Below are 24,578 nucleotides of genomic sequence, written 5' to 3' on the forward strand. Positions count from 1 at the left end.
GGGATTCAGAATGGCTGGCAACAACTGGAGACTCCTGTTCAGCACGATACCGCGCGGCGGCGAGAGATTCTGGCTCGGCGACGGCCGCCGCGATGCCGTCTATCGTTCAGATTATCGGCAATGCGGATATCAGGCAATCGCCTCGCTGCGCCCATCAAGCAAAAAGCCAAGCTGGATCAAGAACGCCACAAGGCCGAACGGCATGCGCTGCCACGCACTCAATATTCCTTTTCGTCGCTCCACATATCGCGCTTGAAGCGCAGCCAGCGGTTGCGCCCGGTTTCCTTGGCCTGGTAGAGCGCCACGTCGGCGTATTTCACCGCCTGCCAGAAGGTTTCGCTGTCGTTCGGGAAGTCGGCGATGCCGATAGAGATCGTCTTTTGCAGCGTGGTGCCGGCGACCGGTATCTTCATCGCCTCGACAGCCGTGCGGATCTTTTCGGCGACCATGTCGGCCGCATCGCCGCTGCTGTTCTGCAGCAGGATCAGGAATTCCTCGCCGCCGTAGCGGATCACGATATCGGATGCGCGCACCGACTGCTTCAGCACCTTGGCAAGCGATTTGAGCACGGTGTCGCCGGCGTCATGGCCGTAGGTATCGTTGACCATCTTGAAGTAGTCGAGGTCGAGCATCAGGATCGATATGTTGGCCTTCTGACGCTGCGCGGTCGCCACCAGCGTATCGACGTACTCTTCGAGGAAGCGACGGTTCTTGAGTCCGGTCATCGCGTCCTGCAGCGTCGATTCGCGCAGCGTATCCATCAGGCGCTTGGTTTCCAGCACCGGCGCGGCTTCCCTCAGGTAAGCGCTGATGTAGGGCGTGATGTCCTGCACGCGTTCCGTCTCCAACGGCGAAACCACGATCTGCACCACGCTGCCGACCACGCCGGACTGGATCACCGGCAGACAGACATGGCTGTAGCCCTCGAATTCCTTTTGCGGCTGGAACGCGTAGCAGATGCCGGGCGATTCGACGGCATCGATGACGTGTCCAGTGCGGCGCGCGCGGCAGGCTTCGGGGCGCACCAGGATCTGCGGATCGCACCATTTGCACTCCCCGCCGACCGCGCCGTCCACCACGATCGGGATGATCTGGCTCTTGTTGGTGGCCACTTCGTAGACCGAGAAATGATGAACGTCGAAATTATCCTCGATCACATTCGACAGGCGCTGGTAGATTTCATGCCTGGTTTCATCCTCTTCGATCGATTTCTTGAACTGCGCCGCGTTTTTCAGGGTTTCCACCATGTCGACGGTATTGGTCAGCAGGTTGCGGTCCTTGGTCGGCTTCTGACTGATGAGCAGCGCGACATTGCTGCCGATCGCATGCAAGCCTTTTTGCAAAAAGCCCATCAGCCGGTTCAAGTCTTCCGCGATCTGGCCGATCTCGTCATTGGTCTTGCGTTCTATGTTCACCGTAAAGTCGCCGTGCACCGCGCGCTGCACCGCGTACGCGACGTTGTCGGCGGTACCAACCAGCGGCCGCACCAGGCGCCGCAGGAACAGGTAGGCGATCAGCGAAAAGAACGCGAGCGCGGCCACGATCAGTGCCACTGTGGTCAACGCCATCTGCTTCAACGGGGAGATCGACATGGTCAGCGTTACCGCGCCGAGCACATTGCCTTCGCTCACCTTGTGGCATTGCAGACAATTGGGCGTGCCATGCGCGGTCGCCGTGAACGGGATGGTGCCGCGGTAAACCACGCTCATTCCTTCCTCGGTCAGTTCGTAGCGCGCCTTACCGTCTTTCAGCACCAGCTGTTCGATCTCGTCCGCCGGTTGTTCCCTGCTCAATCCTGCACCGAACTGGCTTTGAACGTTCTCGCCTCGCACCACGCGGGCCGACTGCAGGCCTTGCACCTCGGTCAGACGCTGCAGGAAATTTTCGCGCTTGCCGATGACGCCGTTGATCATCGAATCGGTCAGATGGGCGCGAACGATTTCCGCCGCAGTGCGCATGTGCTCACGTGACGAGGCGATGGAAAATTCGCGGAACGAATACAGGCTGATTGCGGTGACCACCACAAACATGCCGACAGCAAGGATGGAGAAAAAGGAGAAAATCTTCGAATTCAGTTTCATGGCGGGTCGTTTTTATAGTATTGATGATGCATGAATTGCAGAATCGGCAAGGCCGCCGCGGCCGCAAGGAATGCTTTGCGTCGTTGCCATAAAGCAAATTTCGAGCCAGACGAATTGTGCTGCCCGGCGCTTGCTGCCCTTCGACGGGAAGGCGCCATGATGTCCCGAACGAGCCTGGCGGCTCCCGAAAACAGGAAGCCATTCCAGCCACGGAGAAAATGCCAGAGATAGGTTTGCCGGCGTGGCGGATCAACGTCGGGCGGAGTGGAAGAAAGTCAGGGAGGGAAAAAAAACGCCCCCGCAGGGGCGCAAGCCATCGCTGCGGTGCAGCCAACAGGATGACGGAGGTACCAGCGGCGCAAATCCGTGGCGCCTCCCTGGCAGGTGTCGGATGTGGGTTGCCGCTCGCGCGGCAGCGAGGACGCTGCCGCACGGCGTATTCGAGGATTTACTGCACCAGCGGGCTTTCCGCTCCTTCCAGGGTCACGCCCTGGATGTCTGCCCGTCCCACCAGGATCCGCAGGTACTGATGCACGCCGCGTTGCCAAGCCTGCCGCGACAGCGTTTCGGCAATCTGCGCTTTCACCGCGTCGAAAGGCAGCAGCTTGCCCTCGATCCTGCGCAGTACTTGCACGATATGCAGGCCGAAACGGGTTTCCAGCAAACGGCTCGCCAGTTCGCCCTCTTCCAACCGGAACACGAATTTCTCGAATTCCGGCACGGTCTGGCCGCGCGTGAGCTGTCCCAGGCTGCCGCCAACTGCGCCGGACGGGCAGTTGGAATACTGTTTCGCCAGCTCCTCGAAGCGTTCGGGGTGCGCGCGCAGCGCGGCGAGCACGGCCTCCCCGGTTTCACGCAGCAGGTCGAGCGGCACGGTCGGCGTGACCTGGAACAGAATGTGGCGCGCTTCCACCATTTCACCGCTGGAAAACAGTTCCGGGCGATTGCGGTAGAAGGTGTCGCAGGCCGCCTCGTCGGCTTCCGGAACCCGCACTTCCCGGGCGAACAGCGCCTCGATGCGGGCATCGTCATCTTCTCCCGCCACCCCGAGGCGCTCCGCTTCCTGCAGCAGCAGCGTGCGCAGAACCAGCTCATGCACGGCTTCCTTCAACGGATTGCCCGCTTTCTGATGATGCGAAAGCTCGTGCTCGACGGCCTGGTCGGTGATCTCGACGCCATTGACGGAAATACCCATGATGCTGTCTCCTGTCGGATTGTTAGCGGGGACGAACCAGCTGGTAGGCGCGGCCGAGGTAGCTGACCGAGCCGAAGCCGCTCCACACGTGCACCAGGCGGGTGAACGGGAAGATCACGAACAGCGACATTCCCATGAACAGGTGCAGCTTGAACAGCAGCGGCGCCTCGTCGATGAATTGCGCCGCGTCGCTGCGGAAGGTCACGACATGCTGGGCCCAGCTCATGAACTGCACCATCAGGTGGCCGTCGGTATGCGATGCGGACAGGACGATCGAATACAGCCCGAGCGACAGCGTGGCCAGGATCCACAGCATCACGACCTTGTCCTTGATGGTCGTCACTGCGCGCAAGCGGTCGTTCGAGAAGCGACGAGCCAGCAGGATCAGCAAGCCGATCATGCACAGCGATCCCATCACGCCGCCGGCCGCCATCGCGAAAATCTGCTTGGTGCCATGTTCCACGCCCAGCGTATCCCAGACCCAGACCGGCGTAAGCAGGCCGACGGCATGGCCGAAGAACAGCCCGATGATGCCGACGTGGAACAGGATGCTGCCGGCGCGCAGGCTGCCGCGATGCAGCAGCTGGCTCGAGTCGGACTTCCACGTATATTGCTCGCGGTCGAAGCGGATCAGGCTGCCGAGCAGGAAGATCGCGAGCGCGATATACGGGTAGATCCCGAATGCGAATTGATGCAGGTAACTCATGTTGTCATCTCCTTTTCATGAATCCGGTCAACCGGCGCAGCCGGTAGTTCCAACCCCGGCGCGAGTTCCCCTGGGATGGAAATTGATCGGCTGCACGCCGCCGGCCGCCTTCCTGAGCAGCGGTTCGACGCCGTCCGCGCCCGGCCCGAAGGTTTCCAGCGCCTCGTCCATGTCGCGCACCGGCGGCTCGGACAGCTCCTCCGCGACCACCGGGCTGAGCGCCTGCAACACGTCGAACAGCGGCGCATACGGGCTGCCGTTGGCTGCCAGCTTGCGGCCGACATGCGCCAGCACATGCACCGCGTCGCCCAGCAGGCGTTCCGCTTCTTCCTGTTCCAGCTGCGACAGGAATTCCAGGAACAGCGGCACATAGTCCGGCAGGTCGTCGCCGGTCATCTGCAAGCCGTGCTTCTTGTACTCTTCCATCAGGTCCACCATCGCCTGGCCGCGATCGCGCGATTCGCCGTGGATGTGCTCGAACAGGTGCAGCGAGTGCGAGGGATTGCGGTCGAAGGTGAGGACGTAGTTTTCCTGCAGCGCGATCAGATCCTCGCGCTTCAGGTATTCGATCAGCGGCTGCAGCGACCCGGTCGAAACCGGCGCCTGCCGCAGGATCGCTTCGATCTCCGGCAGGCTGTCGATCAGGTCCTGCTCCGGGTAGAGCAGCAAGACGGATAGCGCTTGGTAGTGTTTCATCGTGGTTCCTCTGTTTCGCTTCCCTCTTCCGCGGGCGGAAGAGGGAGTTTTCGCGCTCCGGTCAAACGTTCTCGATCGACTTCTTCTTCCTCGACTTCGGCATGTCGACGAAGATCACCGATCCCTGCTTCTTCTTGCCGAACAGCGAAGCGTCGCTCACGCCGTCCGAGCAGCCGTTGCCGAAGCTGAATCCGCAGGAACCCTTCTCGTTGAAGCTGTCCTCCACCATCTCCTTGTGGCTGCTCGGGATCACGAATCGGTCTTCGTAGTTCGCGATGGCCATGATCTGGTACATGTCTTCCACCGTGGCCTGGTCGAGGCCGACCTGCTTCAGCACTTCCAGGTTTTCGACCTTGTCCACCGACTTGCCGCGCATGTAGGCGCGCATCGCCAGCATGCGGTCCAGCGCCTCCACCACCGGCGCTTCCTTGCCCGCGGTGAGCAGGTTGGCGAGGTACTTCACCGGGATGCGCAGGCTGCGCGTGTCCGGGATGATGCCGTTCATGCCCATCTTGCCGGACTCCGCGGCGGCCTGGATCGGCGACAGCGGCGGGATGTACCAGACCATCGGCAGCGTGCGGTATTCCGGATGCAGCGGGAAAGCGACCTTCCATTCCATCGCCATCTTGTACACCGGCGAGCGCTTCGCGGCGTCCAGCCAGGAATCGGGAATGCCCTGCTTGCGCGCTTCCTCGATCACCTTCGGGTCGTGCGGGTCCAGGAACAGGCCGAGCTGCGATTCGTACAGGTCCTGCTCGTCCGCGACGGACGCGGCGGCTTCGATCTGGTCGGCGTCGTACAGCATCACGCCCAGGTAGCGGATGCGGCCCACGCAGGTTTCCGAGCACACGGTCGGCTGGCCGGCTTCGATGCGCGGGAAGCAGAAGGTGCACTTCTCGGCCTTGCCGGAAGACCAGTTGTAGTAAATCTTCTTGTACGGGCAACCGGAGATGCACATGCGCCAGCCGCGGCACTTGTCCTGGTCGATCAGCACGATGCCGTCGTCTTCGCGCTTGTACACCGAGCCGGACGGGCAGGAGGCGACGCAGGCCGGGTTCAGGCAGTGCTCGCACAGGCGCGGCAGGTACATCATGAAGGTGTTCTCGAAGGTGCCGTACATTTCCTTCTGCACGCCTTCGAACAGCTTGTCCTTGCTACGCTTGGCGAACTCGCCGCCGAGGTCGTCTTCCCAGTTCGGGCCCCATTCGATCTTGTCCATCTTCTTGCCGGTGATGACGGAGATCGGGCGCGCGGTGGGCGGCGTTTCCGACAGCGGCGCGTTCTGCAGCCGCTCGTAGTCATAGGTGAACGGCTCGTAGTAGTCGTCGATCTCCGGCAGGTTCGGGTTGGCGAAGATGTTCGCCAGGATCTTCAGGCGGCTGCCCTGGCGCGGCTCGAGCTTGCCTTGCGCATTGCGCTTCCAGCCGCCGTTCCATTTATCCTGGTTTTCCCATTCCTTCGGATAACCGATGCCCGGCTTGGTCTCGACGTTGTTGAACCATGCATATTCGACGCCGTCGCGGCTGGTCCAGACGTTCTTGCAGGTGACCGAACAGGTATGGCAGCCGATACACTTGTCCAGGTTCAGCACCATGCCGATTTGCGCTCTGATTTTCATTTCTGCTCCTGTTTCTTAGACGGCGGGCTTCGCCTTCATTGCCAGCGCTGCTTCTTCCTCATGCCGGTGCGCGGCTGCCTTGCCATGCGGCGCGGCTTTCGCTTCCGGCTCCTCGGCGCGTGGCCCTTCCAGCCAGTCGATATTCTTCATCTTGCGCACCAGGACGAACTCGTCGCGGTTGGAGCCGACCGTGCCGTAGTAGTTGAAGCCGTACGACAGTTGCGCATAGCCGCCGATCATGTGGGTCGGCTTGGTCACCGCGCGCGTTACCGAGTTATGGATGCCGCCGCGCATGCCCGAGGTTTCGGCGCCAGGCACGTTCACGATCTTTTCCTGTGCGTGGTACATCAGCGTCATGCCCACCGGGACACGCTGGCTGACCACCGCGCGGGCGGTAAGCGTGCCGTTGACGTTGAAGACCTCGATCCAGTCGTTGTCGACGATGCCGGCCACCTTGGCATCCTCTTCCGACAGCCAGACGTGCGGGCCGCCGCGCGACAGCGTCAAGAGGCGCAGATTGTCCGAGTACGTCGAGTGGATGCCCCACTTCTGGTGCGGCGTGATCCAGTTCAGAGCGATTTCCTTGTTGCCGTTGGGGCGCTTGCCAAGGATGCCGGCGGTTGTCTTGGTATTGATCGCCGGCTTGTACACGCAGAAGCCTTCGCCGAACTGCCGCATCCACAGGTGGTCCTGGTAGAACTGCTGGCGACCGGTCAGGGTGCGCCAGGGAATCAGCTCGTGCACGTTGGTGTAGCCGGCGTTGTAGCTGACTTCCTCGGATTCGAGGCCCGACCAGGTCGGTGACGAGATGATCTTGCGCGGCTGCGCCTGCACGTCGCGGAAGCGGATGCTGTCGTGCTCGCGCGGGATCGCCAGGTGGGTATGGTCGCGGCCGGTGATCTTCGACAGCGCATCCCAGGCCTTCACCGCCACGTGGCCATTGGTTTCCGGCGCCAGCGTCAGGATCATCTCGGCGGCGTCGATCGCGGTTTCGAGGCGTGGCAGCCCCTTCGACACGCCCTCTTCCGTCACCACGCGGTTCAGGCCGCGCAGCACATCGACCTCATGCGCGGTTTTCCAGGCAATGCCCTTGCCGCCGTTGCCGACCTTTTCAAGCAAGGGGCCGATCGAGGTGAACTTCTTGTAGACGTCGCCGTAGTTGCGTTCCACCACCGTCATCGCCGGCATGGTCTTGCCGGGGATCGGTTCGCATTCGCCGGCGCGCCAATCCTTCGGATCGAACGGCTGACCGAGTTCGCCAGGGGTGTCGTGCATCAGCGGAGTCAGCACCAGGTCCTTCTGCGTGCCGAGGTATTCCCCGGCGATCTCCGAGAACTTCTTCGCGATGCCCTTGTAGATTTCCCAGTCGGACTTCGACTGCCACAGCGGCTGCACCGCTTCCGACAGCGGATGGATGAACGGGTGCATGTCGGACGTGTTCAGGTCGTCCTTCTCGTACCAGGTCGCCGTCGGCAGCACGATGTCGCCGTACAGGCAGGTGGTCGACATGCGGAAGTCGAGCACAACCAGCAAGTCGAGCTTGCCTTCCACGGCCGGGCGCACCTTCACGTGCTTGGGCTTGACGCAGCCTTCCTCGCCGTTCATCACCGCGTTCTGGGTGCCGAGCAGGTATTTCAGGAAGTATTCGTGTCCCTTGCCGGAGCTGCCCAGAATATTCGAGCGCCACACGAACATGTTGCGCGGGAAGTTGGCCGGATTGTCCGGGTCGTCGCACGACATGTTGAGCTGGCCGGACTTGAGGTTTTCAACGGCGTACTTGACCGGATCCAGCCCAGCCGCTTCCGCCGCCCGGGTGACTTCCAGCGGGTTGGTTTCGAGCTGCGGCGCGGACGGCAGCCAGCCGAGGCGCTCGGCCTTGGCGTTGAAGTCGATCATCGACATCTCGGCCATCTTGCCGTCAGCGGTCGGGCACAGGATCTCGGAGGTGTTCAGCTTTTCATGGCGCCACTGGCTGGTATGCGCGTAGAAGAACGAGGTGCCGTTCATCTGGCGCGACGGGCGGTGCCAGTCGAGGCCGAATGCGAGCGGCGTCCAGCCGGTCTGCGGGCGCAGCTTTTCCTGCCCCACGTAGTGCGCCCAGCCGCCGCCGGACTGGCCGATACAGCCGCACATCATCAGCATGTTGATGATGCCGCGGTAGGTCATGTCCATGTGATACCAGTGGTTCAGCGCGGCGCCCACGATCACCATGCTCTTGCCGCGCGTCTTGTCGGCATTGTCGGCGAATTCGCGCGCCACCGTGATCACGTCGGCGGCCTTGACGCCGGTATGCTTTTCCTGCCACTTCGGCGTGTACGGCAGGTCGTCCTCGTAGGACGAGGCGACGTTGCCGCCGCCCAGGCCGCGGTCGATGCCGTAGTTCGCCATCGACAAGTCGTACACCGTCGCCACCAGCGCGGTGGAACCGTCCGCCAGCGCCACCTTCTTCACCGGCACGTTGCGCAGCAACACATCGTCGGCATCGGCGCCGCCGAAATAGGAGAATCCGACCGGCTTGATCTCGTCATAGCTGTCGATCAGCGACAGCTTCGGATCGATCGCCTTGCCGTCGCCAGCCTTCAGTTCGAGATTCCACTTGCCGCGCTCGCCGCTTTCGCCCCAGCGGAAGCCGATGGAACCGGTCGGCGCAGCGATGTCGCCGGTCGCCTCGTCGATTACCAGCGTCTTCCATTCCGGATTGTTGGCTTCGTCGAGGTTGCTCGCGAGGTTGGAGGCGCGCAGGAAGTAGTCGGGAATCAGCTTGCCGTCCTTCTCCTTGAGCTGCACCAGCATCGGGAAGTCGGTGTACTGCTTGGCGTATTCGCGGAAGTAGGCGGATTTGTTATTCGCGTGGAATTCCTTCAGGATCACGTGGCCCATGGCCATCGCCAGCGCGGCGTCTGTGCCCTGTTTCGGCGCCAGCCAGATGTCGCCGAACTTGGCCATCTCGCCGAAGTCGGAAGATACTGCGACGGTCTTGGTGCCCTTGTAGCGCACTTCGGTGTAGAAGTGGGCGTCGGGGGTGCGCGTCATCGGGATGTTGGAGCCCCATACCATCAGGTAGGTGGAGTTGTACCAGTCGGCCGATTCCGGCACGTCGGTCTGCTCGCCCCACACCTGCGGGGAAGACGGCGGCAGGTCGCAATACCAGTCGTAGAACGAGAGCGGCACGCCGCCGATCAGGGACAGGTAGCGCGAGCCGGCGGCATAGCTGACCATCGACATCGCGGGAATCGGGGAAAACCCGATCACGCGGTCCGGGCCGAATTTCTTGACGGTGAAGGCGTTTGCCGCGGCGATGATCTCGTTGACCTCGTCCCAGGTGGCGCGCACGAATCCGCCCTGCCCGCGCACCTTCTTGTAGCGCGCCGCGCGCTCCGGGTTCTGGCTGATGTGTTCCCAGGCCTGGACCGGCGACATCATCACGCGCGCCTCGCGCCACATCTGCATCAGGCGGCCGCGCACCATCGGGTATTTCACGCGCTGCGCCGAATACACGTACCAGGAATAGCTGGCGCCGCGCGGGCAGCCGCGCGGCTCGTGGTTCGGCAGGTCCGGGCGGGTGCGCGGATAGTCGGTCTGCTGGGTTTCCCAGGTGATCAGGCCGTTCTTCACGTACACCTTCCAGCTGCAGGAGCCGGTACAGTTCACGCCGTGCGTCGAGCGCACGATCTTGTCGTGCTGCCAGCGCTGGCGATAGGCGTTTTCCCAGGTGCGGTCTTCCTTGACTACCGCGCCGTGACCGTTGGAAAAGGTTTCCTTCGACTTGCTGAAGAATTTCAGTCGGTCCAGAAAGTGACTCATGGTTTCTCCATACTTGCGCCCGCGAGGCGGGCGGCGTGTTTTCTACTTCTATGCAAGCAGTCTACGCAGCGATGTTGCACGTCGATATTCGCTGTAAGTCGGACTATTCCCAAAGTTTGGAACTAGTCCGGCTAGTTCTTAATAACTAGCAAGGCATGTCAGCGCCCTTGCGCGCGTAGAACCACCAGGTGATGGCGATGCAGCTCACATAAAATCCGATGAAAGCCCACAGCGCGGCGTCCGGGCTGCCGGTCATCGCGATCGAGGTGCCGTAGCTCTTCGGGATGAAGAACGCGCCGTAGGCGGCCACCGCCGATGTGAAGCCCAGCACGGCAGCGGCCTCCTTGTTCGCCTCCACCACGGCCTGAGCCTGCGCGGGGGCGCCCTTGCCGGCGGCTGCGCGCTGGCGCTCGGTCAGGAAGATCACCGGGATCATGCGGAAGGTCGACGCATTGCCGACGCCGGTACCGGCGAACAGCAGCATGAACATCCAGAAGAATCCGGAGAAGCTGCCGGTGCCGGCACCGTGCGGCAGGAAAGCGATCACTCCGACCACCGCCGCCACCATGACGATGAAGGTCCAGAGCGTCACCACCGCGCCGCCCAGCTTGTCGGAAATCCAGCCGCCCGCGACGCGCGCCAGGGCGCCGACCAGAGGGCCGAGGAAGGCGTATTGCAGCGGGTTCACATCAGGGAACAGGGTCTTGGTCAGCAGCGGGAAGCCTGCGGAGTATCCGATGAAGGAGCCGAAGGTGCCGACATACAGCCAGCACATCAGCCAGTTGTGCTTGCGCTTGAAGATCACCGCCTGCTCCGCGAAGGAAGCCTTGGCCGACGCAATGTCGTTCATGCCGAACCAGGCCGCGATGGTGGTCAGCGCGATGAAAGGCACCCAGATGAAGCCGGCGTTCTGCAGCCACATCTGCTTGGTCTCCGCCCCCTTGACCCAGGCTTGCGCATCGCCGCCCAGGCCGCCGAACACGCTTGCGGTGATCACCAGCGGCACCACGAACTGCACCGCCGACACGCCCAGGTTGCCGAGGCCGGCGTTCATCCCGAGCGCGTAGCCCTTCTGCGCCTTCGGGAAAAAGAAGCTGATGTTGGCCATCGAGGACGCGAAGTTGCCGCCGCCGAAGCCGCACAACAGCGCCAGGATCAGCATGGTCGGATAGCTGGTGTTCGGATCCTGCACGGCGAAGCCGATGCCGATCGCCGGAATCAGCAGCGACGCGGTGGAAATCGTGGTCCACTTGCGGCCGCCGAAGATCGGCACCATGAAGGAATAGAAAATACGCAGCGTCGCGCCCGACAGCCCGGGCAAGGCGGTCAGCCAGAACAACTGGTTGGTGCTGTACTTGAAGCCGATATTGGGCAGGTTGACCACCACCACGCTCCACACCATCCACACCGCGAACGCCAGCAGCAAGGCCGGGATCGAGATCCACAGGTTGCGGTTGGCGGTGCCCTTGCCCTTGGACAGCCAGAAATCGGAAACTTCGGGTTCCCAGTAGCTAATCACGTATTTGCTCACAATGCTCTCCTATTGATGTCGCGCGGGGCACTCGCCCCGCGCGCGGATGGGGTTGCTCAGGCCGCCTTCGCCAGCGGCGCCGCAGTAGCAGCCGCCTTGCGTCCCGGTTTGAACGAGTAGTGCATCCATACGAGCGACACGCACACCGTGCCGTACAACAGCATGAAGGCACTGGAACGCACGCCGGTGATATCCACCAGGGCGCCGAACATGATCGGCAGGATGAAGCCGCCCAGGCCGCCCGCCAGCCCGACCACGCCCGACACGGCCCCGATGTTGTGGCTGAAGTCGTCCGAAATGAACTTGAATACCGACGCCTTGCCGACCGCCATGGCGACGCCGACCACGAACAGCAGCACGGTGAACATCACGGGCGTGACGCCGATATGCATGGTCATGTCGCCCTTGACGGTCTTGACGACCATCGATGTCTGCGGATAAGACAGCAGGAAGAACGCAACCCAGCACACCCACATTACCCACCAGGTCACCTTGTAGGCGCCGTATTTATCGGAAATCCAGCCGCCCAGCGCGCGCAGCACGCCGCCCGGCAGCGAGAAGCAGGCAGCCAGGAGCGCGGCGAGCTTCATGTCGAAGCCGTATTCGGACACGTAGTACTTGGTCATCCACAGGGCCAGCGCCACGTATCCGCCGAACACCACCGAGTAGTACTGCGAGTAGCGCCATACGCGCGGGTCCTTCAACACCTTCAACTGCTCGGCGAAGGAAACGGAGGACGGCACCGTGTGCGATTTGTCGCTGTAGGAAAAGACCCAGAACAGCAGCGCGGTGACCAGCATCGCCACGGCGTAGACCTTGGGCAGCATCTCCCAGCCGAAGGCGGCGATGATGGCTGGCGCGACGAACTTGGTCAGCGCCGAACCCGAATTGCCGGCGCCGAACACGCCCATCGCCAGACCGCGCCGCTGCGGCTGGAACCATCGCGCCACGTAGGGCGTGCCGACCGAGAACGACCCGCCGGCCAGGCCGACGAACAGGCCGAGCACCAGGAAGTGCCAGAACTCGGTCGCATGGCTGATCATCCAGATCGGCACCACGGTGGAGAGCATCAGCAGGAACAGCACGATGCGCCCGCCGTATTTGTCGGTCCAGATCCCGAGCGGTACGCGGATCAGGGAGCCGGTCAGCACCGGCGTCGCCGCCAGCAGGCCGAACTGCGTTTCATTCAAGCCGAGCTTGGCCTTGATGGGAATCCCGAGCACCGCGAACATCATCCAGATCGCGAAACATATGGTGAACGCGAACGTGCTGCTGACGAGCACGGACATCTGCTTTCTTGCGCTTTGATCGGCCACGACATACCTCCCTTTGGACGAATGACCAGATGCAGCAAGGTTACGTCGCGGGCAGGGACAGCACTATTGGCCGGAGGGGTATTGCAGCAAAGGCAATCTGGCTAGGGCGTTCCATCGGAGGGACTAATCCGGCGGCGCCGGAATACGCCTAAAGAAGTAGGACGCCTGATCGGCTTGCGGTCAACGTGGGGCGCACGCAGCCCCGCCAACCGATCTAGCGGCTGGCACGCCGCGCGGCATTGCGCAGCCAGTCGACGAAGGCCGCGGGAAGCTGCTGCGCTTTCTGGACGATGGTGTAACGGCCGCCGCCGAACAGGTGCGGCAGGTAGCCGGCGCCTTCCCGGTCGACGGTAAAGCAGTAAGGCTCGATATGCTGTATCCGCGCTTCGATCAGCGCTTGCCGCGCGTCTTCCAGTCCGTAGGCGCCGGCATACACGTCGCAATCGTTCGGCCTGCCGTCCGAAAACAGCAGCAGCAGCCGGAAATCGACGGCCCTGCGCGCCAGCAGGGCGCAGGCATGGCGCACGGCGCCGCCCAGGCGCGTATAGTCTTCCGGCTCCAGCGCGGCGATGCGGCGCATCGCGTCGGCGTTCCAAGGCTGGTCGAACTCCTTGATGAGCCGCACCTGGATGCCTTCCCTGCCCTCGCCCGAGAAGCTGAGCACCGCGAATTCCGCGCCCGCCGCCTGCAGCGCGCACGCGGCCACCAGTGCCGCCTCCTTCGCAATGTCAATCACGCGCCGTCCTTCCGCGACCCAGGCATCGGTCGATGCGCTGGCATCGACGAGCAGCAGCAGCCCGATGCGGCGCGGCGCGCGTCGGTGCTGCAGGTAGACCGCGCCCGCGGGCGAGCCGCCCGCCCGCCGCACGCAGCGTTCATCCACCACGGCGTCGCAATCGATATCGTCGCCTTCCGGGCAGCGCCGCAGAATCTGCCGGTGCGGGCGAATGAGCCCGAGCCGGCGGCGCAGCGCGCGCAGGGTTCCCGCATGGCGCCGCAACGCTTCGTCCACCCACGCGCGCGAACCGGCTGCGGCGCCCGCCACCTGCACGATGGCCGGGTGCGCGCCATACGCACCGCTGCGGCAGTCCCATTCAGGGTAGGCGTACCAGCCGTTCGACAAGGGGCTTTGTTCCGCCTGCTCCAGGCGCGGCGGCGGATCGTCGCTGCACATCACGTCTGCCGCCGGCCCCGGCGTGGTCACCAGGCGCGCCGACTCCAGCTCCGCCAGCGACTGCGCCGCGCCCTCGATGTCGCCGTCGAAGCTGCGATCCTGTGGCCGGTTCAGCCCGAGGGGATCCTCGGCGTGCTCCTGCGGTTCGGATGTCTGCACCATCCATGCTCCCGGCTGCGCGTCATCCTCGCCGGCATCGCTGCTCCGGACGCGCGGCCTGCGCGCCAGGCTTGCGCGGCGAGGCGGCCGCCCGCACGGCATCGCCTGTGCGTCCGTCGGCAACCGCACCGGCATGGATTCGGGCGGCAGTAAGCGTCCGGTCACCAGGTCCGCCAGCCATTGGCGATATCGCTCGCGCGGCGCTTCCCGCTGGAGCATATGCGCGTTCTCTGTCGCCCACTCCAGCGCCGCCTCGGGCGATCCGGCAAGCGGGATCGCCTGCGCATCCCGCAACACGCCGCGATACAAGGTCAGCACCTCGGAATACAGGCGGCCCGCCGGGCGCGGGCGCTCCGCCATGTCTTCGCAGCGAGCGTACAGCGCGTCGAGCGCACGCGCCCACCCGGGCAACAGCCGGCGCAAGGCGCGGCCGGCGGCTGCCGCTTCGGCCAGCAGGAACATGTCGGCCGCCAGCGGAGAGCCGCAGAGCGCATAGCAGGCAGCGCTGCCGCGCACCACCCGCAATGCCTGCAGCAGCCCGAGCAGCGCATAGTCATTGGCGACGAAGGCGTCGCCGGCGGTGGGCAGCGCTGGCGGGAGATAGATCGCGCTTCCGTCGTTGGCGGGCAAGGCCGCTGGCGCTCGCCGGACCTCGCGCCGGATGAGACGCATCGGCCACGAAGCAGGCGCTGGCGGCTGCGCATTGCGCACGTCCAGCCGTACCCCCAACACCGCCTCCACCAGCAGCGCAACGCGCAGGCGGTTGTCCTCCAGCAGCATCTGCGGCGCGCCTTCGCCCTGCGCCGGGCGCCAGCGGCGCCACAGTCCATGCGCAGCGACCGAGGCATGCCTCGCCGTATCGATCAGGAATTCCTCGGCTTCCGGCATCAGTGGAAATGCCCGGAAATGAGGTCGCGTATCGCCGCAATCAGGGTGGGATCGTCGGTCAGCGGCCCCGCAATCGCTACCTCGCACGCCTTGCGCTCCGGGATGCCGGTCGCGATCAGGCGCGCGGCGGCCACCAGCACCCGCGTGCTCGGCGCTTCCGCCAAACCGCGGTCGCGCAGCGGGCGGATGCGCCCCGCCAGCGCCACCAGCGCGACCGCGCAGGCCCGGTCGACGCCGCCCTCGGCGGCCACGATCTCCACTTCGCGCGCGCTGTCGGGAAAATCGAATTCGAGCGCGACGAAGCGCTGGCGCGTGCTCGGCTTGAGGTCCTTCAACGCATGCTGATAGGACGGGTTGTACGAAATCACGAGCTGAAAGCCGGGCGCGGCGGCGATGACTTCCCCGGTCTTGTCGAGCGACAGCATGCGCCGATGGTCGCTCAGCGGATGGATGGCCACGGTGGTGTCTGGCCGCGCCTCGACCACCTCGTCCAAATACAGGATTGCGCCGCGGCGCACCGCCTGCGTCACGGGCCCGTCCTGCCATACCGTTTCGTCGCCCCGGATCAGGAACCGCCCCAGCAGGTCGTTGGCGGTCAGGTCGTCATGGCAGGCGACGCTGACCATGGGCCGCCCGAGGCGCCACGCCATGTGCTCGACGAACCGGGTCTTGCCGCAGCCGGTCGGCCCCTTCAGCATGACCGGCAGCCCCTGCCGGTGACATTGCGCGAAGATCTCGATCTCGTCTGCCTGCGGCAGGTAGAACGGCTCGCCGTCGAAACGCTCCTGCAGTGCCTGCATCGCATCTCCCTCAGGCGGACTGCGCGCCCAGCGGCTCGGCGCTTGCGCCTTCGGCCGTGACCTCGAAGCGCGGCCGATAACGGAAGAAATCCCAGATGAACAGGAACACGCCGATCGCGAACAGCGACGCGGCCGCCAGCAGCATCAGGAAGTGAACCTGGATCTTGAGCTGGGTTTCGAGGAAGCCCAGGCCGAGGATGCGTTCGAGGTAGACCTGGCCGATGCCGGCCGTGGCGAACGAGATCGTCATGCCGAACATGCCGGCCAGCTGCAGCCAGAACGACCAGTAGCCGATCGGGCTGCCGCTGCTTTCCGGCCCGCCCTGCCGCGGCTGCCCGGAAAGCAGGTAGGGCCGCGCATAGGAAATCATGGCCATCACGATCATCGCGTAGGCGCCGTAGAACGCGGCATGGCCGTGCATCGCGGTGACCAGCGTGCCGTGAGTCCACTTGTTCACGCCCGGCCAGGTATGCGCCAGGCCGAGCAGCCCGGCGCCGAACATGGTGTACACCGCGCTGCCGATGGTCCAGTGGATCGCCAGCGTGTTCGGATGCGCCAGTCCGGAGCGGCGCATCGCGTTGTACGCATAGATCGCCATCGCCACCAGCGGCGCCGGCTCCAGCGCGCTGAAAAAGCCGCCGATCGTCAGCCAGTAATGCGGCACGCCGACCCAGTAATAGTGGTGCGCGGTGCCCAGCACGCCGGAGATGAACACCAGTCCGACGATCACGTACAGCCACTTTTCCATGACTTCGCGGTCGGCGCCGGACAGGCGGATCAGCAGGTAGGCCAGCATGCTGCCCTGGATCATTTCCCACACCCCTTCGACCCACAGGTGCACGGTCCACCAGCGGTAGAAGGTGGCCACCGTGTAATTCTTGAACGGGATCAGCGCGGGCAGATACAGCACCGCCGACATGCCGAGCCCGATCAGCAGCACCCACTCGGTGGTGGTCGCCTTGCGCCCCGACTGCCGGATCGTCATGAAGACGTTGTAGAGGAACATCAGCATCACGATCACGATCACGATCTTGCTCGGCAGCGGCTGTTCCAGCAGCTTGGTGCCGGCACCGTAGCGGAACAGGTAGCCGATAACGGTGGCCACGCCCATCACCACCCACAGCGCAAGCTGTGCATACGCCAGCTTCACGCTGTACAGTTCGGTGCGCGACTCTTCAGGGATGATCCAGTAGGTGCCGCCCATGAAGCCGGTCAGCACCCACACGATCAGGAGATTGGTATGGATCACCTTGGTGACGTCGAACGGCAGCAGGTTGAGCAGCGGGTCCGGTCCCAGGTACTTGGTGGCGGACAGCAGGCCGAACGCGATCTGCAGCCCGAACAGCGCCATCGCGACGGCGAAGTACCAGTAGGCGACCGCTTGCGAACGGTATCTCATGCTCGGCTCCTTTGAGGGTGTTGTGAACTATGGAAGGGGGCGCGCAGCCCCGAGAACCGGCCGAATGCCAGGCGCAGCGACGCGGCATGGTGGTGCCACGGCAAGGAGTTGCAACACCGCAGGCGGCCGGTTCTCGGGGCTGCCCTTCTCGCCCGAACGCGCTCCCTTCCATAGCTCATAACGCCCTCACTTCAGGGTTACCAGGTAGGCGACCAGGTGATCGATCTGCTGCGGCGTCAGCTCCTTGCTGAAGTTGTCCGGCATGAAGGAGCGTCCGCCGGCCGAATAGGTCGGCCCCGGCACCAGGTGCGCGCTGGGGGCGACGATCGACTCGTGGATGTATTGCGCGGCATCCTTGGCCTTGCCCTTGTAGGAGGGATCGGCGACGGTCTGCGCGGCGCGCGTGCCGATGCCGGCCAGGCTCGGCCCGGCGAGGTTGACGCCGGGCGAGATCGAGTGACACGCGGAGCACGCCGGCGGCGTGGCGTTGAACAGCGCCTGCCCCTGCGCCACCGGATCGGAAGACGGCGCGGCGGTCTGCATCGATTTCGACGCCTGCGCGGTCTGCTCCATGTTGGTTCCAGGAATCGCCGCCCCCGATACCAGGATACGGCGCGGCGGCCAGCCCTGGGTATCGATATGCCCGATCCAGTCGAGGAACACCACCAGGTCGTCGATCTGCTGGTCGCTCAGGTTCTGCTTGGGCATGACGCGGCGCACCTTCTGCTCGTCGTAGAACTGCGATGGATCGTGCAGGAAAGCCTTCAGGTATTGCGGTCCGCGCTGCAGCGCGATCTTGGTCAAGTCCGGCGCGTAATAGGCGCCCTCGCCCAACAGCGTGTGGCAATTGGTGCAATTGAACTTATGCCAGACATCCTTGCCCCTCAGAACCTGAGGTGTCATCTTGTCTTCATGCGTCAGATCGGGAAATTTGCGGTGGCTGTCTATCGTCATTCCCAAAAATGCAATTGTTACCAAAGCTGTTGAAACTATTGCAAACATCCGGGCTTGGCTGCGGGTCATCGCACACCCTCCTCATAGCTGAAATATGGAGCAGGCATCACACGCCAATGCCCGACCAGTAGCGCATGGCTGACCAGGCGGCGTACAGGATGCCCGCCACCATTCCCGCCTCTGCGACGTAGGCCAATACTTTCAGAGCCAGATAGACAGCGCCGGCCGCGGCCGGCTCGTTGGGAGTCGCCATGGAGAGTCCTTTCGTCTTGTTGTTCGTGGCAACCCGGCTTGTGCAAAAAGCGCTCCAGTGGACGTGCGGCAGCGCCCGGCCCTGCGGCTTCTCGGTGGAACGCAATTTGCAAAAACACCGCCCACCCGAGGCGGAATCGCCCGCGGCAACGGGGAACGGGATAAATCCGGCGTTCTCCCGTGTTCAACCATAACTCTGGAGGCGACAGAATGATGCGAGACGCGCGAGCAGCCGTTCCCACCTTGCGACCGGCGGCACTGGCCATTGCCGCTGCGGTAGTGTTATTACCGGCATGCAAACATCCGCCGCCCGCGCAAACAGCGATCGCCGTGCCGGCTAGCGCCGCAGTCCCCGCTCCCGCCGCCGCCGCGGCAACCGACCGTTACGATCCGGCGCGCATGCAGTTCGGCGGCCCGCCGTCGACCACCACCAACGAGCGCCATACCGGACCGTTCGCGGCCGGCAGCGCGGTCAGCATCGGCCCGGTGGTCAAGCCGCTGGTGCCCGATCAGGTCAAGGAAGTGCGACTCGATACCACGCACAAGATCATCGAAATCGCGCCCGGCGTAAAATTCAGCGCATGGACCTTCGGCGACACGGTGCCGGGCCCGGTGGTGCGGGCGCGCGTAGGTGACCGGATCAAGTTTTCCATGACCAACCGTTCCGACGAGGCGGTGCCCGGCGTGCGCGTGACGGCCGCGCCGATGATGCACTCAATGGATTTCCACTCGGCGATGGTATCGCCGCAGGATAAATATCATTCGATCGCGCCGGGGCAGACCATCAACTTCGAATTCACGGCGAACTATCCGGGTGTGTACATGTACCACTGCGGCACGCCGATGGTGCTGGAACACATCGCCTCCGGCATGTACGGCATGATGATCGTCGAACCGCGCGAAGGCTATCCGACCAAGGCCGACCGCGAATACGCGATCGTGCAGAGCGAGTTCTACACCAAGCCCGACCCCGATAAGCACAAGGTCGACGGCACGCCGCTGTATGTTCTGGATGGCGACCGGGTGCGCGCCAAGGCGCCGACCTATACCGTCTTCAACGGCCGCTACAACGGCTTCGTCGACAATCCGCTGCCGGCCAAGCCGGGCGAGCGGGTGCGGCTGTTCGTGCTCAACGTGGGCCCCTCCAACACGTCCAGTTTCCACGTGGTGGGCACCATCTTCGACCGTGTCTGGATCGAGGGCAATCCGGACAACCAGTTCCGCGGCATGCAGACCGTGCTGCTCGGATCGTCCAACAGCGCGATCACGGAATTCATCGTGCCCGAAGCCGGCAGCTACGTCATGGTCGACCACCATTTCGCCAACGCCTCGCAGGGCGCGATCGGCCTGATCGCCGCCGGCGGCAAGGCGGAAGGCCCGGCCGCGCACGACAACGAGCACCACAACATCCCCGCCACCTCCGTGCCAACCGATCCGGTGGCCGTCAAGGGCAAGCTCGACTTCGAATCGAAGTGCCTGGCCTGCCACTCGATCGGCGGCGGCCCGAAGCTCGGCCCGGACCTGTACGGCGTGAGCAAGCGGCGCAGCGAAGCCTGGCTGAGACGCTGGCTGAAATCGCCCGAGCAGATGTTGCAAAGCGACTCGCAGGCCAAGGAAATGCTGGCGAAATGGAAGGTGCCGATGCCCAACCAGAACCTGGGCGACCAGGAGATCGCCCAGTACATCGCCTATTTCAAGTGGGCCGACCAGAACCTGCAGCCACAGGGCAGGACGCAGCCGCAGCCCGCCGCGCCGGGAACCGCGCTGCCGCCGTCGCAGACGCGTTCGGCCACGCCCATGCCGCCGCCGGGCAGAGACCAATGAGAACGCTCGCCAATGCGTTGGGTCCGCTGTGTCTCGTCGCGGCGCTGGCGGGCACAGGTCCCGCTGGCGCCTGCGGCGTCTGCATCGATGACAAGGTCGCAGCCGTCTATGACCATGAGCAGGTGACGCGGGCCTTGAACAAGGGACGGGTGGTGGTGGTCTGCGAGCTGTCCGGGGCGCAGGAAGCCGGACAGCTCGCGCAACAGGCCGGGCGGGCGGCGCAGGGCTTGTCCGGCGTCGAGGCGGGCAGCGTGCGCGCCTCGCGGGAGTTGCCGGTGCTGTCGTTCGTACTCGATCCCGCGGCGCAGGCGCCGGAAACGGCGGTCGACGGCTTGCGCCAGCGCCTGCTGCGGCAAGGCATCACGCCAAGCTTATTGAAGGTGCTGCGGGCGCAACCGGCGCCGGAAAGGAGCGGCACCTGAACTGCCCGGCGCCAGTCTCGGCGGAGCTATCTCAGAACATCCCCTGGCTGCCCGGATAGTCGAGCTGCAGCCGGCGGTGCAGCGAACGCGCCGCCAGCAGCGCATCGCGCAGGAACCAGCGGTCGGAGCGGTCGAGCTCGCGCGGATCGAGGTGGTTGTGCATTTCCAGTCCGAGCCGATAGCTGCGCTGCTGGATCTTCAGCCGCAGCATCTGTACGAAATAAAATGCCCTGATCCATCTTTCGGCATCGTTCGGATGCAGCCGGTGCGTGTTGACCGCCTGCCGGAAGCGTTCGGCGGTATTGCTGGCATGGCTGCCGCTGGCGAGCCCGTAGATGCGCGCGGCGTCAACGAACAAGGTGGCCACGCCGACCTTCAGGTCGATGGTGCCCGGGTACTTTCCGTGCTTGTCGACGACGAACCGGTTGAACAGGCCGAGCGGAATTTCGCGCTTCATCGCGTTGGCCGCCATCTGGAACTGGAAGCGCGGGTTGGCCGCCGCTTCCCGTGCCAGCCAGTCGCCCAGCTCCCCGGCCAGCTCCGTGGCGCCATGCAATGGACGCAGGTCGAAGAAGATGCTCGCATTGAGCAAGGCTTGCGGATCGCCCTCGATGATCCAGTTGCGGAAACGCTCCTTCCACTCGGACAGGCTCAGGCACCATTGCGGATTGCTCGCCATGACCTCGCCGGTGCAGAGCGGGAAACCGCATGCATCCAGCGCGGCGTTGATGCGTTGCGCGAGCGGCAGCATTTTCGCGCGCAAGGCATCGGAGTCCGTATCGCCGGCGAAGATGATGCCGTTGTCCTGGTCGCTCGACAAGGTCTGTTCCTGCCGCCCTTCGCTGCCGAGCGATATCCAGCACCAGCGCACGCCGTCCATTCCGGTTCCGGCGCTGACGACCTCGACCACGCGCCGCGTCAGCATATCGTTGAGCACGGAAATGAACAGGGTCATCGCGCGCGCGGCCTGCGTCTGGTCAACCAGGCGATGCACCAGCTCCTGGCTCCGCCGTGCCGCCAGCAGCAGTCCGGCCTCGTCGTCCGCGGCGGCCACGGCGCGCTGCACCTGCCGCAGCTCCGCTTCGAATTGCGCGGCCGGGATTCCCTCCGGCAGGGAGATCCGGTCGAGGTCCGGCGAGATGGTATCGGTCATGGCGCGCGTCGTTCAGTAGCGGATGCGGGCATAGGCGGTCTGCTGCGCGGCGTCTAGCGCTTGCCGCAGAGTGACGATGCCCTTTTCCGCCAGCAGCGGAATCATCTTGAGGAACACTTCGGCGGTAACGGAAGCATCGCCCAGCGCGGTGTGGCGCCCGACGATATCGACGCCGAAGCGGCGGGCGAGCGCTTCCAGCGTATGCTGCTCCTGGTTCGGATGAACCACCTGCGACAGCAGCAGCGTGTCGAGCACCGGCTGGCTGAAGCGCACTCCCGTCTGCGCCTCCTTCATCTGCAGGAACTTCATGTCGAAGGCCGCATTGTGCCCCACCAGCACGGTATCCTCGGCAAAGCGGTGAAACTGCGGCAGCACTTCGGCTATCCGCGGCCGGCCTTTGAGCATGGCGTCGGTGATGCCGTGGATGGCGGTCGATTCCGGCCGCAGGAACTGCCCCGGCTGCACCAGCTGGTCGAAGCTTTCCTGCTCCAGCATGCGCCCGTTCACGATGCGCACCGCGCCGATCGATATGATCTCGTCGCCGTCGGCGGGATGCAGTCCGGTCGTCTCGGTATCGAATACGGTGTAGTGCAGCGCGGTCAGCGGCCGTTCTTCCAGGGCGGCATCCTGGCCGGACTGGCGGAAAAGGTCGAAGTCGTAGAACTCGGGCCGCCCCGGCGGCAGCACGCCGATATCCACCGGAGCGCGCCGCTCCGCCAGCGGCAGCAGAATTCGGAAGTACGACATCGAGCCCGCCGGATCGAACTGATACACCACCTCGCCGCCGTGCGAGGCAACCACCGACGACAGCGTCACGTCAGACTGGCCGACGCTCAGCTGCAGCGATTCGTTTTCCCACGAACGCAGGGTATCGGCCGACAACGGCTCGCCGCTCCAGCCCAGCTCCAGATGAGCCAGGCGCCCCACCCGCCGCAAGCCGATGCGCAATTGCGCAACCGCCTTCTCATGCGTCAGGCGATGCGCCAGGTAGGTCAGCGTATGCGCGAGCGCATAGCTGTCGACCTGCAGCCACAGCGCTCCTTCATCGCCGCCCGCGCGGGCATCGTCGTCGAGCACGGCATTGTCAAGCCGGCGCAGCAGCAGCGCCAGCAGGTCATCGCCGCGCATCTCTTCCAGCCGCCACTGGCCGCCGTGATCCCCCGCACGCTGCCGGTCCGCATCCTCGATCTGCCGCGTCAGGCGCTGCGACTCGTGGTCGATGATGCCGATGAATTGCTGGCGCTTGTACTCGCTCAGTTCCGGGAAATCCTGCATGATCTCCACCGAGGCGCGGATATTGGCCAGCATGTCGCGCGTTTCGTGCGTCAGCAGCTGTTGCAGACGTTCGTGCCGGATTTCCGCCTCGACCTTTCGGGTGATGTCGTCGAGCGTCAGGACGAACCCGTTCATGGTCCGCTCGTTGTCGACGACCGGCGCCATGTGGGCCCGCACGATGATCCGGCCTTCGTTCAGGCTGGTCACGAATACCGAAAGCGGGCCGGTGCCCTCTTCCGGGTGCTGCAGCTGGTACTGGACCTGTTCCAGCGCGTGGACGATCAGGCCGCGCTCGAGCAGGCCGAACACGGAGCGCCCGAGCCCGACCGGCGCGGCTCTGGCCGCGCCGCCCTGCGCCACCTCGAACAGTTTTCTGGCGCGGGAGTTGCAGAGCAGGATGCGGCCTTCGAGGTTGCACACCAATACCCCCTGCGCCAGTTCCGACATCAGCGCGGCGAGCCGGTTGCGCTCCTCTGCCAGCGCCGCGTTGGCCGCTTCGATTTTCGCCTGCACGTCGTCGTGCAGCCGCTGGTGCGACGTAGCCAGCGTGTTGAGTTTCGCGCCGAGCTCCCGCACCTCGCGCGCTCCCGTCGGCGCGATCCGGTAGCCGGGATTGCTCATCAATAGCACGGCTTCTTCCGCCATGCGCGCCATCGGCGCCAGGTAGCGCCCGATCAGGGCTTTCAGCGCCCACGCCTGCGCGCTCACCAGCAGCAGCGCCAGCAACAGCATCGGCACAGCCCGCTGCAGCAGCAGTTGTTCGAACAGCTCGCGCTGCGCCGCGTCGCGATCGGCCACGATGACGAAGAAAAAACCGCCGACGATGGCCAGCTGCGACGCGAACATCAGCGCCAGCAGCAGCCAGAAACGGTATTTGAAAAATATCCTGCGTATCATGTGTTTGCCGCCAGCAGCTCGCCCACCGTGGCCATCAGCTGCCGGGTGGAGAATGGCTTGGTCATGTACGCGTCGGCGCCGAGCGCCAGCCCCTTGCTGACATCGACGTCACGCGCCTTGGCCGACAGCATCAGGATTCTCACCGGGTTCCAGTCGCTTCTTTCCCGGATCTTGCGGCACACCTCGTAGCCATCCATCGCCGGCATCACCACATCCAGCAGCACTAGGTCGGGCCGGAACGTTTCCATCCGTTGCAGGGCTTGCTCTCCGTCGTGCGCGAGCGCGACCTCATAACCGCGCTGCTGCATGAGGAATTCGAGCGATATGACGATATTCGGTTCGTCGTCGACAATCAGTATTTTCCTGGCCATCCAATATGTCTCCGCTTGCGGCGACCGGCGCGGGCAAAAACCGCGCTCCATAAGCAAACCCCG

General features: G+C 64.3%; 19 protein-coding genes. 3 read left to right on the top strand and 16 right to left on the bottom strand.

Going from position 1 to position 24,578, the window contains the following annotated elements; all coding sequences use genetic code 11:
* Window positions 1-10 precede the first annotated feature (10 nt).
* Complete coding sequence (locus FAY22_RS08575) at window positions 11-256, top strand: hypothetical protein (RefSeq protein WP_146329821.1); 246 nt, start codon at window positions 11-13, stop codon at window positions 254-256.
* Here FAY22_RS08575 and FAY22_RS08580 read toward each other — a convergent pair.
* The 13 genes from FAY22_RS08580 to FAY22_RS21970 form a co-directional block, all read right to left on the bottom strand.
* On the bottom strand, window positions 219-2,081 hold the full coding sequence (locus FAY22_RS08580; protein WP_146329822.1) for a diguanylate cyclase: 1,863 nt from the start codon (window positions 2,079-2,081) through the stop codon (window positions 219-221). The genes FAY22_RS08575 and FAY22_RS08580 overlap by 38 nt on opposite strands.
* 448 nt (window positions 2,082-2,529) lie before the next feature.
* Window positions 2,530-3,276 (bottom strand): peptidylprolyl isomerase, encoded by a 747-nt coding sequence (locus FAY22_RS08585; RefSeq protein ID WP_146329823.1) that lies wholly within the window; start codon window positions 3,274-3,276, stop codon window positions 2,530-2,532.
* Between the two features lie 22 nt (window positions 3,277-3,298).
* Window positions 3,299-3,982, bottom strand: coding sequence for a respiratory nitrate reductase subunit gamma (gene narI / locus FAY22_RS08590; RefSeq protein ID WP_146329824.1), 684 nt, complete (start codon window positions 3,980-3,982; stop codon window positions 3,299-3,301).
* A gap of 27 nt (window positions 3,983-4,009) precedes the next feature.
* On the bottom strand, window positions 4,010-4,678 hold the full coding sequence (gene narJ / locus FAY22_RS08595) for a nitrate reductase molybdenum cofactor assembly chaperone (protein ID WP_146329825.1): 669 nt from the start codon (window positions 4,676-4,678) through the stop codon (window positions 4,010-4,012).
* A 61-nt stretch (window positions 4,679-4,739) separates the two neighbouring features.
* Window positions 4,740-6,296 carry a nitrate reductase subunit beta gene (gene narH, locus FAY22_RS08600; RefSeq protein ID WP_146329826.1) on the bottom strand — a complete coding sequence of 519 codons (1,557 nt, stop codon included), beginning with the start codon at window positions 6,294-6,296 and terminating at the stop codon, window positions 4,740-4,742.
* Between the two features lie 15 nt (window positions 6,297-6,311).
* Window positions 6,312-10,100: a nitrate reductase subunit alpha gene (locus tag FAY22_RS08605; RefSeq protein ID WP_146329827.1), complete on the bottom strand. Its 3,789-nt coding sequence runs from the start codon at window positions 10,098-10,100 to the stop codon at window positions 6,312-6,314.
* Between the two features lie 145 nt (window positions 10,101-10,245).
* Entirely contained in the window at window positions 10,246-11,631 is a 1,386-nt protein-coding gene (locus FAY22_RS08610) for a NarK family nitrate/nitrite MFS transporter (RefSeq protein ID WP_146329828.1), read from the bottom strand.
* Window positions 11,632-11,687: 56 nt separating this feature from the next.
* Window positions 11,688-12,920: a nitrate/nitrite transporter gene (locus FAY22_RS08615; protein ID WP_146333373.1), complete on the bottom strand. Its 1,233-nt coding sequence runs from the start codon at window positions 12,918-12,920 to the stop codon at window positions 11,688-11,690.
* A gap of 241 nt (window positions 12,921-13,161) precedes the next feature.
* Window positions 13,162-15,168, bottom strand: coding sequence for a nitric oxide reductase activation protein NorD (locus FAY22_RS08620; RefSeq protein WP_146329829.1), 2,007 nt, complete (start codon window positions 15,166-15,168; stop codon window positions 13,162-13,164).
* Window positions 15,168-15,968: a CbbQ/NirQ/NorQ/GpvN family protein gene (locus FAY22_RS08625; protein ID WP_146329830.1), complete on the bottom strand. Its 801-nt coding sequence runs from the start codon at window positions 15,966-15,968 to the stop codon at window positions 15,168-15,170. The genes FAY22_RS08620 and FAY22_RS08625 overlap by 1 nt, the downstream gene beginning before the upstream one ends.
* Window positions 15,969-15,978: 10 nt before the next feature.
* Complete coding sequence (locus FAY22_RS08630) at window positions 15,979-17,367, bottom strand: cbb3-type cytochrome c oxidase subunit I (RefSeq protein WP_146329831.1); 1,389 nt, start codon at window positions 17,365-17,367, stop codon at window positions 15,979-15,981.
* A gap of 186 nt (window positions 17,368-17,553) precedes the next feature.
* Window positions 17,554-18,321, bottom strand: a complete 768-nt coding sequence (locus FAY22_RS08635) for a c-type cytochrome (protein ID WP_246860707.1) — start codon at window positions 18,319-18,321, stop codon at window positions 17,554-17,556.
* A 106-nt stretch (window positions 18,322-18,427) separates the two neighbouring features.
* Window positions 18,428-18,574: a hypothetical protein gene (locus FAY22_RS21970; RefSeq protein WP_168204805.1), complete on the bottom strand. Its 147-nt coding sequence runs from the start codon at window positions 18,572-18,574 to the stop codon at window positions 18,428-18,430.
* A gap of 209 nt (window positions 18,575-18,783) precedes the next feature.
* On the opposite strand from FAY22_RS21970, the gene FAY22_RS08640 reads away from it, so the two are divergent.
* Window positions 18,784-20,397 carry a multicopper oxidase domain-containing protein gene (locus tag FAY22_RS08640; protein WP_168204806.1) on the top strand — a complete coding sequence of 538 codons (1,614 nt, stop codon included), beginning with the start codon at window positions 18,784-18,786 and terminating at the stop codon, window positions 20,395-20,397.
* Window positions 20,394-20,819 (top strand): hypothetical protein, encoded by a 426-nt coding sequence (locus FAY22_RS08645; protein WP_146329833.1) that lies wholly within the window; start codon window positions 20,394-20,396, stop codon window positions 20,817-20,819. The genes FAY22_RS08640 and FAY22_RS08645 overlap by 4 nt, the downstream gene beginning before the upstream one ends.
* A 31-nt stretch (window positions 20,820-20,850) precedes the next feature.
* Here FAY22_RS08645 and FAY22_RS08650 read toward each other — a convergent pair whose 3' ends face one another.
* From FAY22_RS08650 to FAY22_RS08660, 3 genes are read right to left on the bottom strand one after another with little or no spacing between them, the layout of a single operon-like run.
* The gene (locus tag FAY22_RS08650) at window positions 20,851-21,972 is read right to left on the bottom strand and encodes a DUF294 nucleotidyltransferase-like domain-containing protein (RefSeq protein WP_146329834.1); all 1,122 of its coding nucleotides are present in this window, start codon (window positions 21,970-21,972) and stop codon (window positions 20,851-20,853) included.
* A 12-nt stretch (window positions 21,973-21,984) separates the two neighbouring features.
* Window positions 21,985-24,144 carry an exonuclease domain-containing protein gene (locus FAY22_RS08655; RefSeq protein WP_146329835.1) on the bottom strand — a complete coding sequence of 720 codons (2,160 nt, stop codon included), beginning with the start codon at window positions 24,142-24,144 and terminating at the stop codon, window positions 21,985-21,987.
* Window positions 24,141-24,515 carry a response regulator transcription factor gene (locus FAY22_RS08660; RefSeq protein WP_146329836.1) on the bottom strand — a complete coding sequence of 125 codons (375 nt, stop codon included), beginning with the start codon at window positions 24,513-24,515 and terminating at the stop codon, window positions 24,141-24,143. The genes FAY22_RS08655 and FAY22_RS08660 overlap by 4 nt, the downstream gene beginning before the upstream one ends.
* Between the last annotated feature and the right edge of the window lie 63 nt (window positions 24,516-24,578).

The sequence above is a fragment of the Noviherbaspirillum sp. UKPF54 genome (assembly GCF_007874125.1).
GTDB lineage: Bacteria > Pseudomonadota > Gammaproteobacteria > Burkholderiales > Burkholderiaceae_D > Noviherbaspirillum.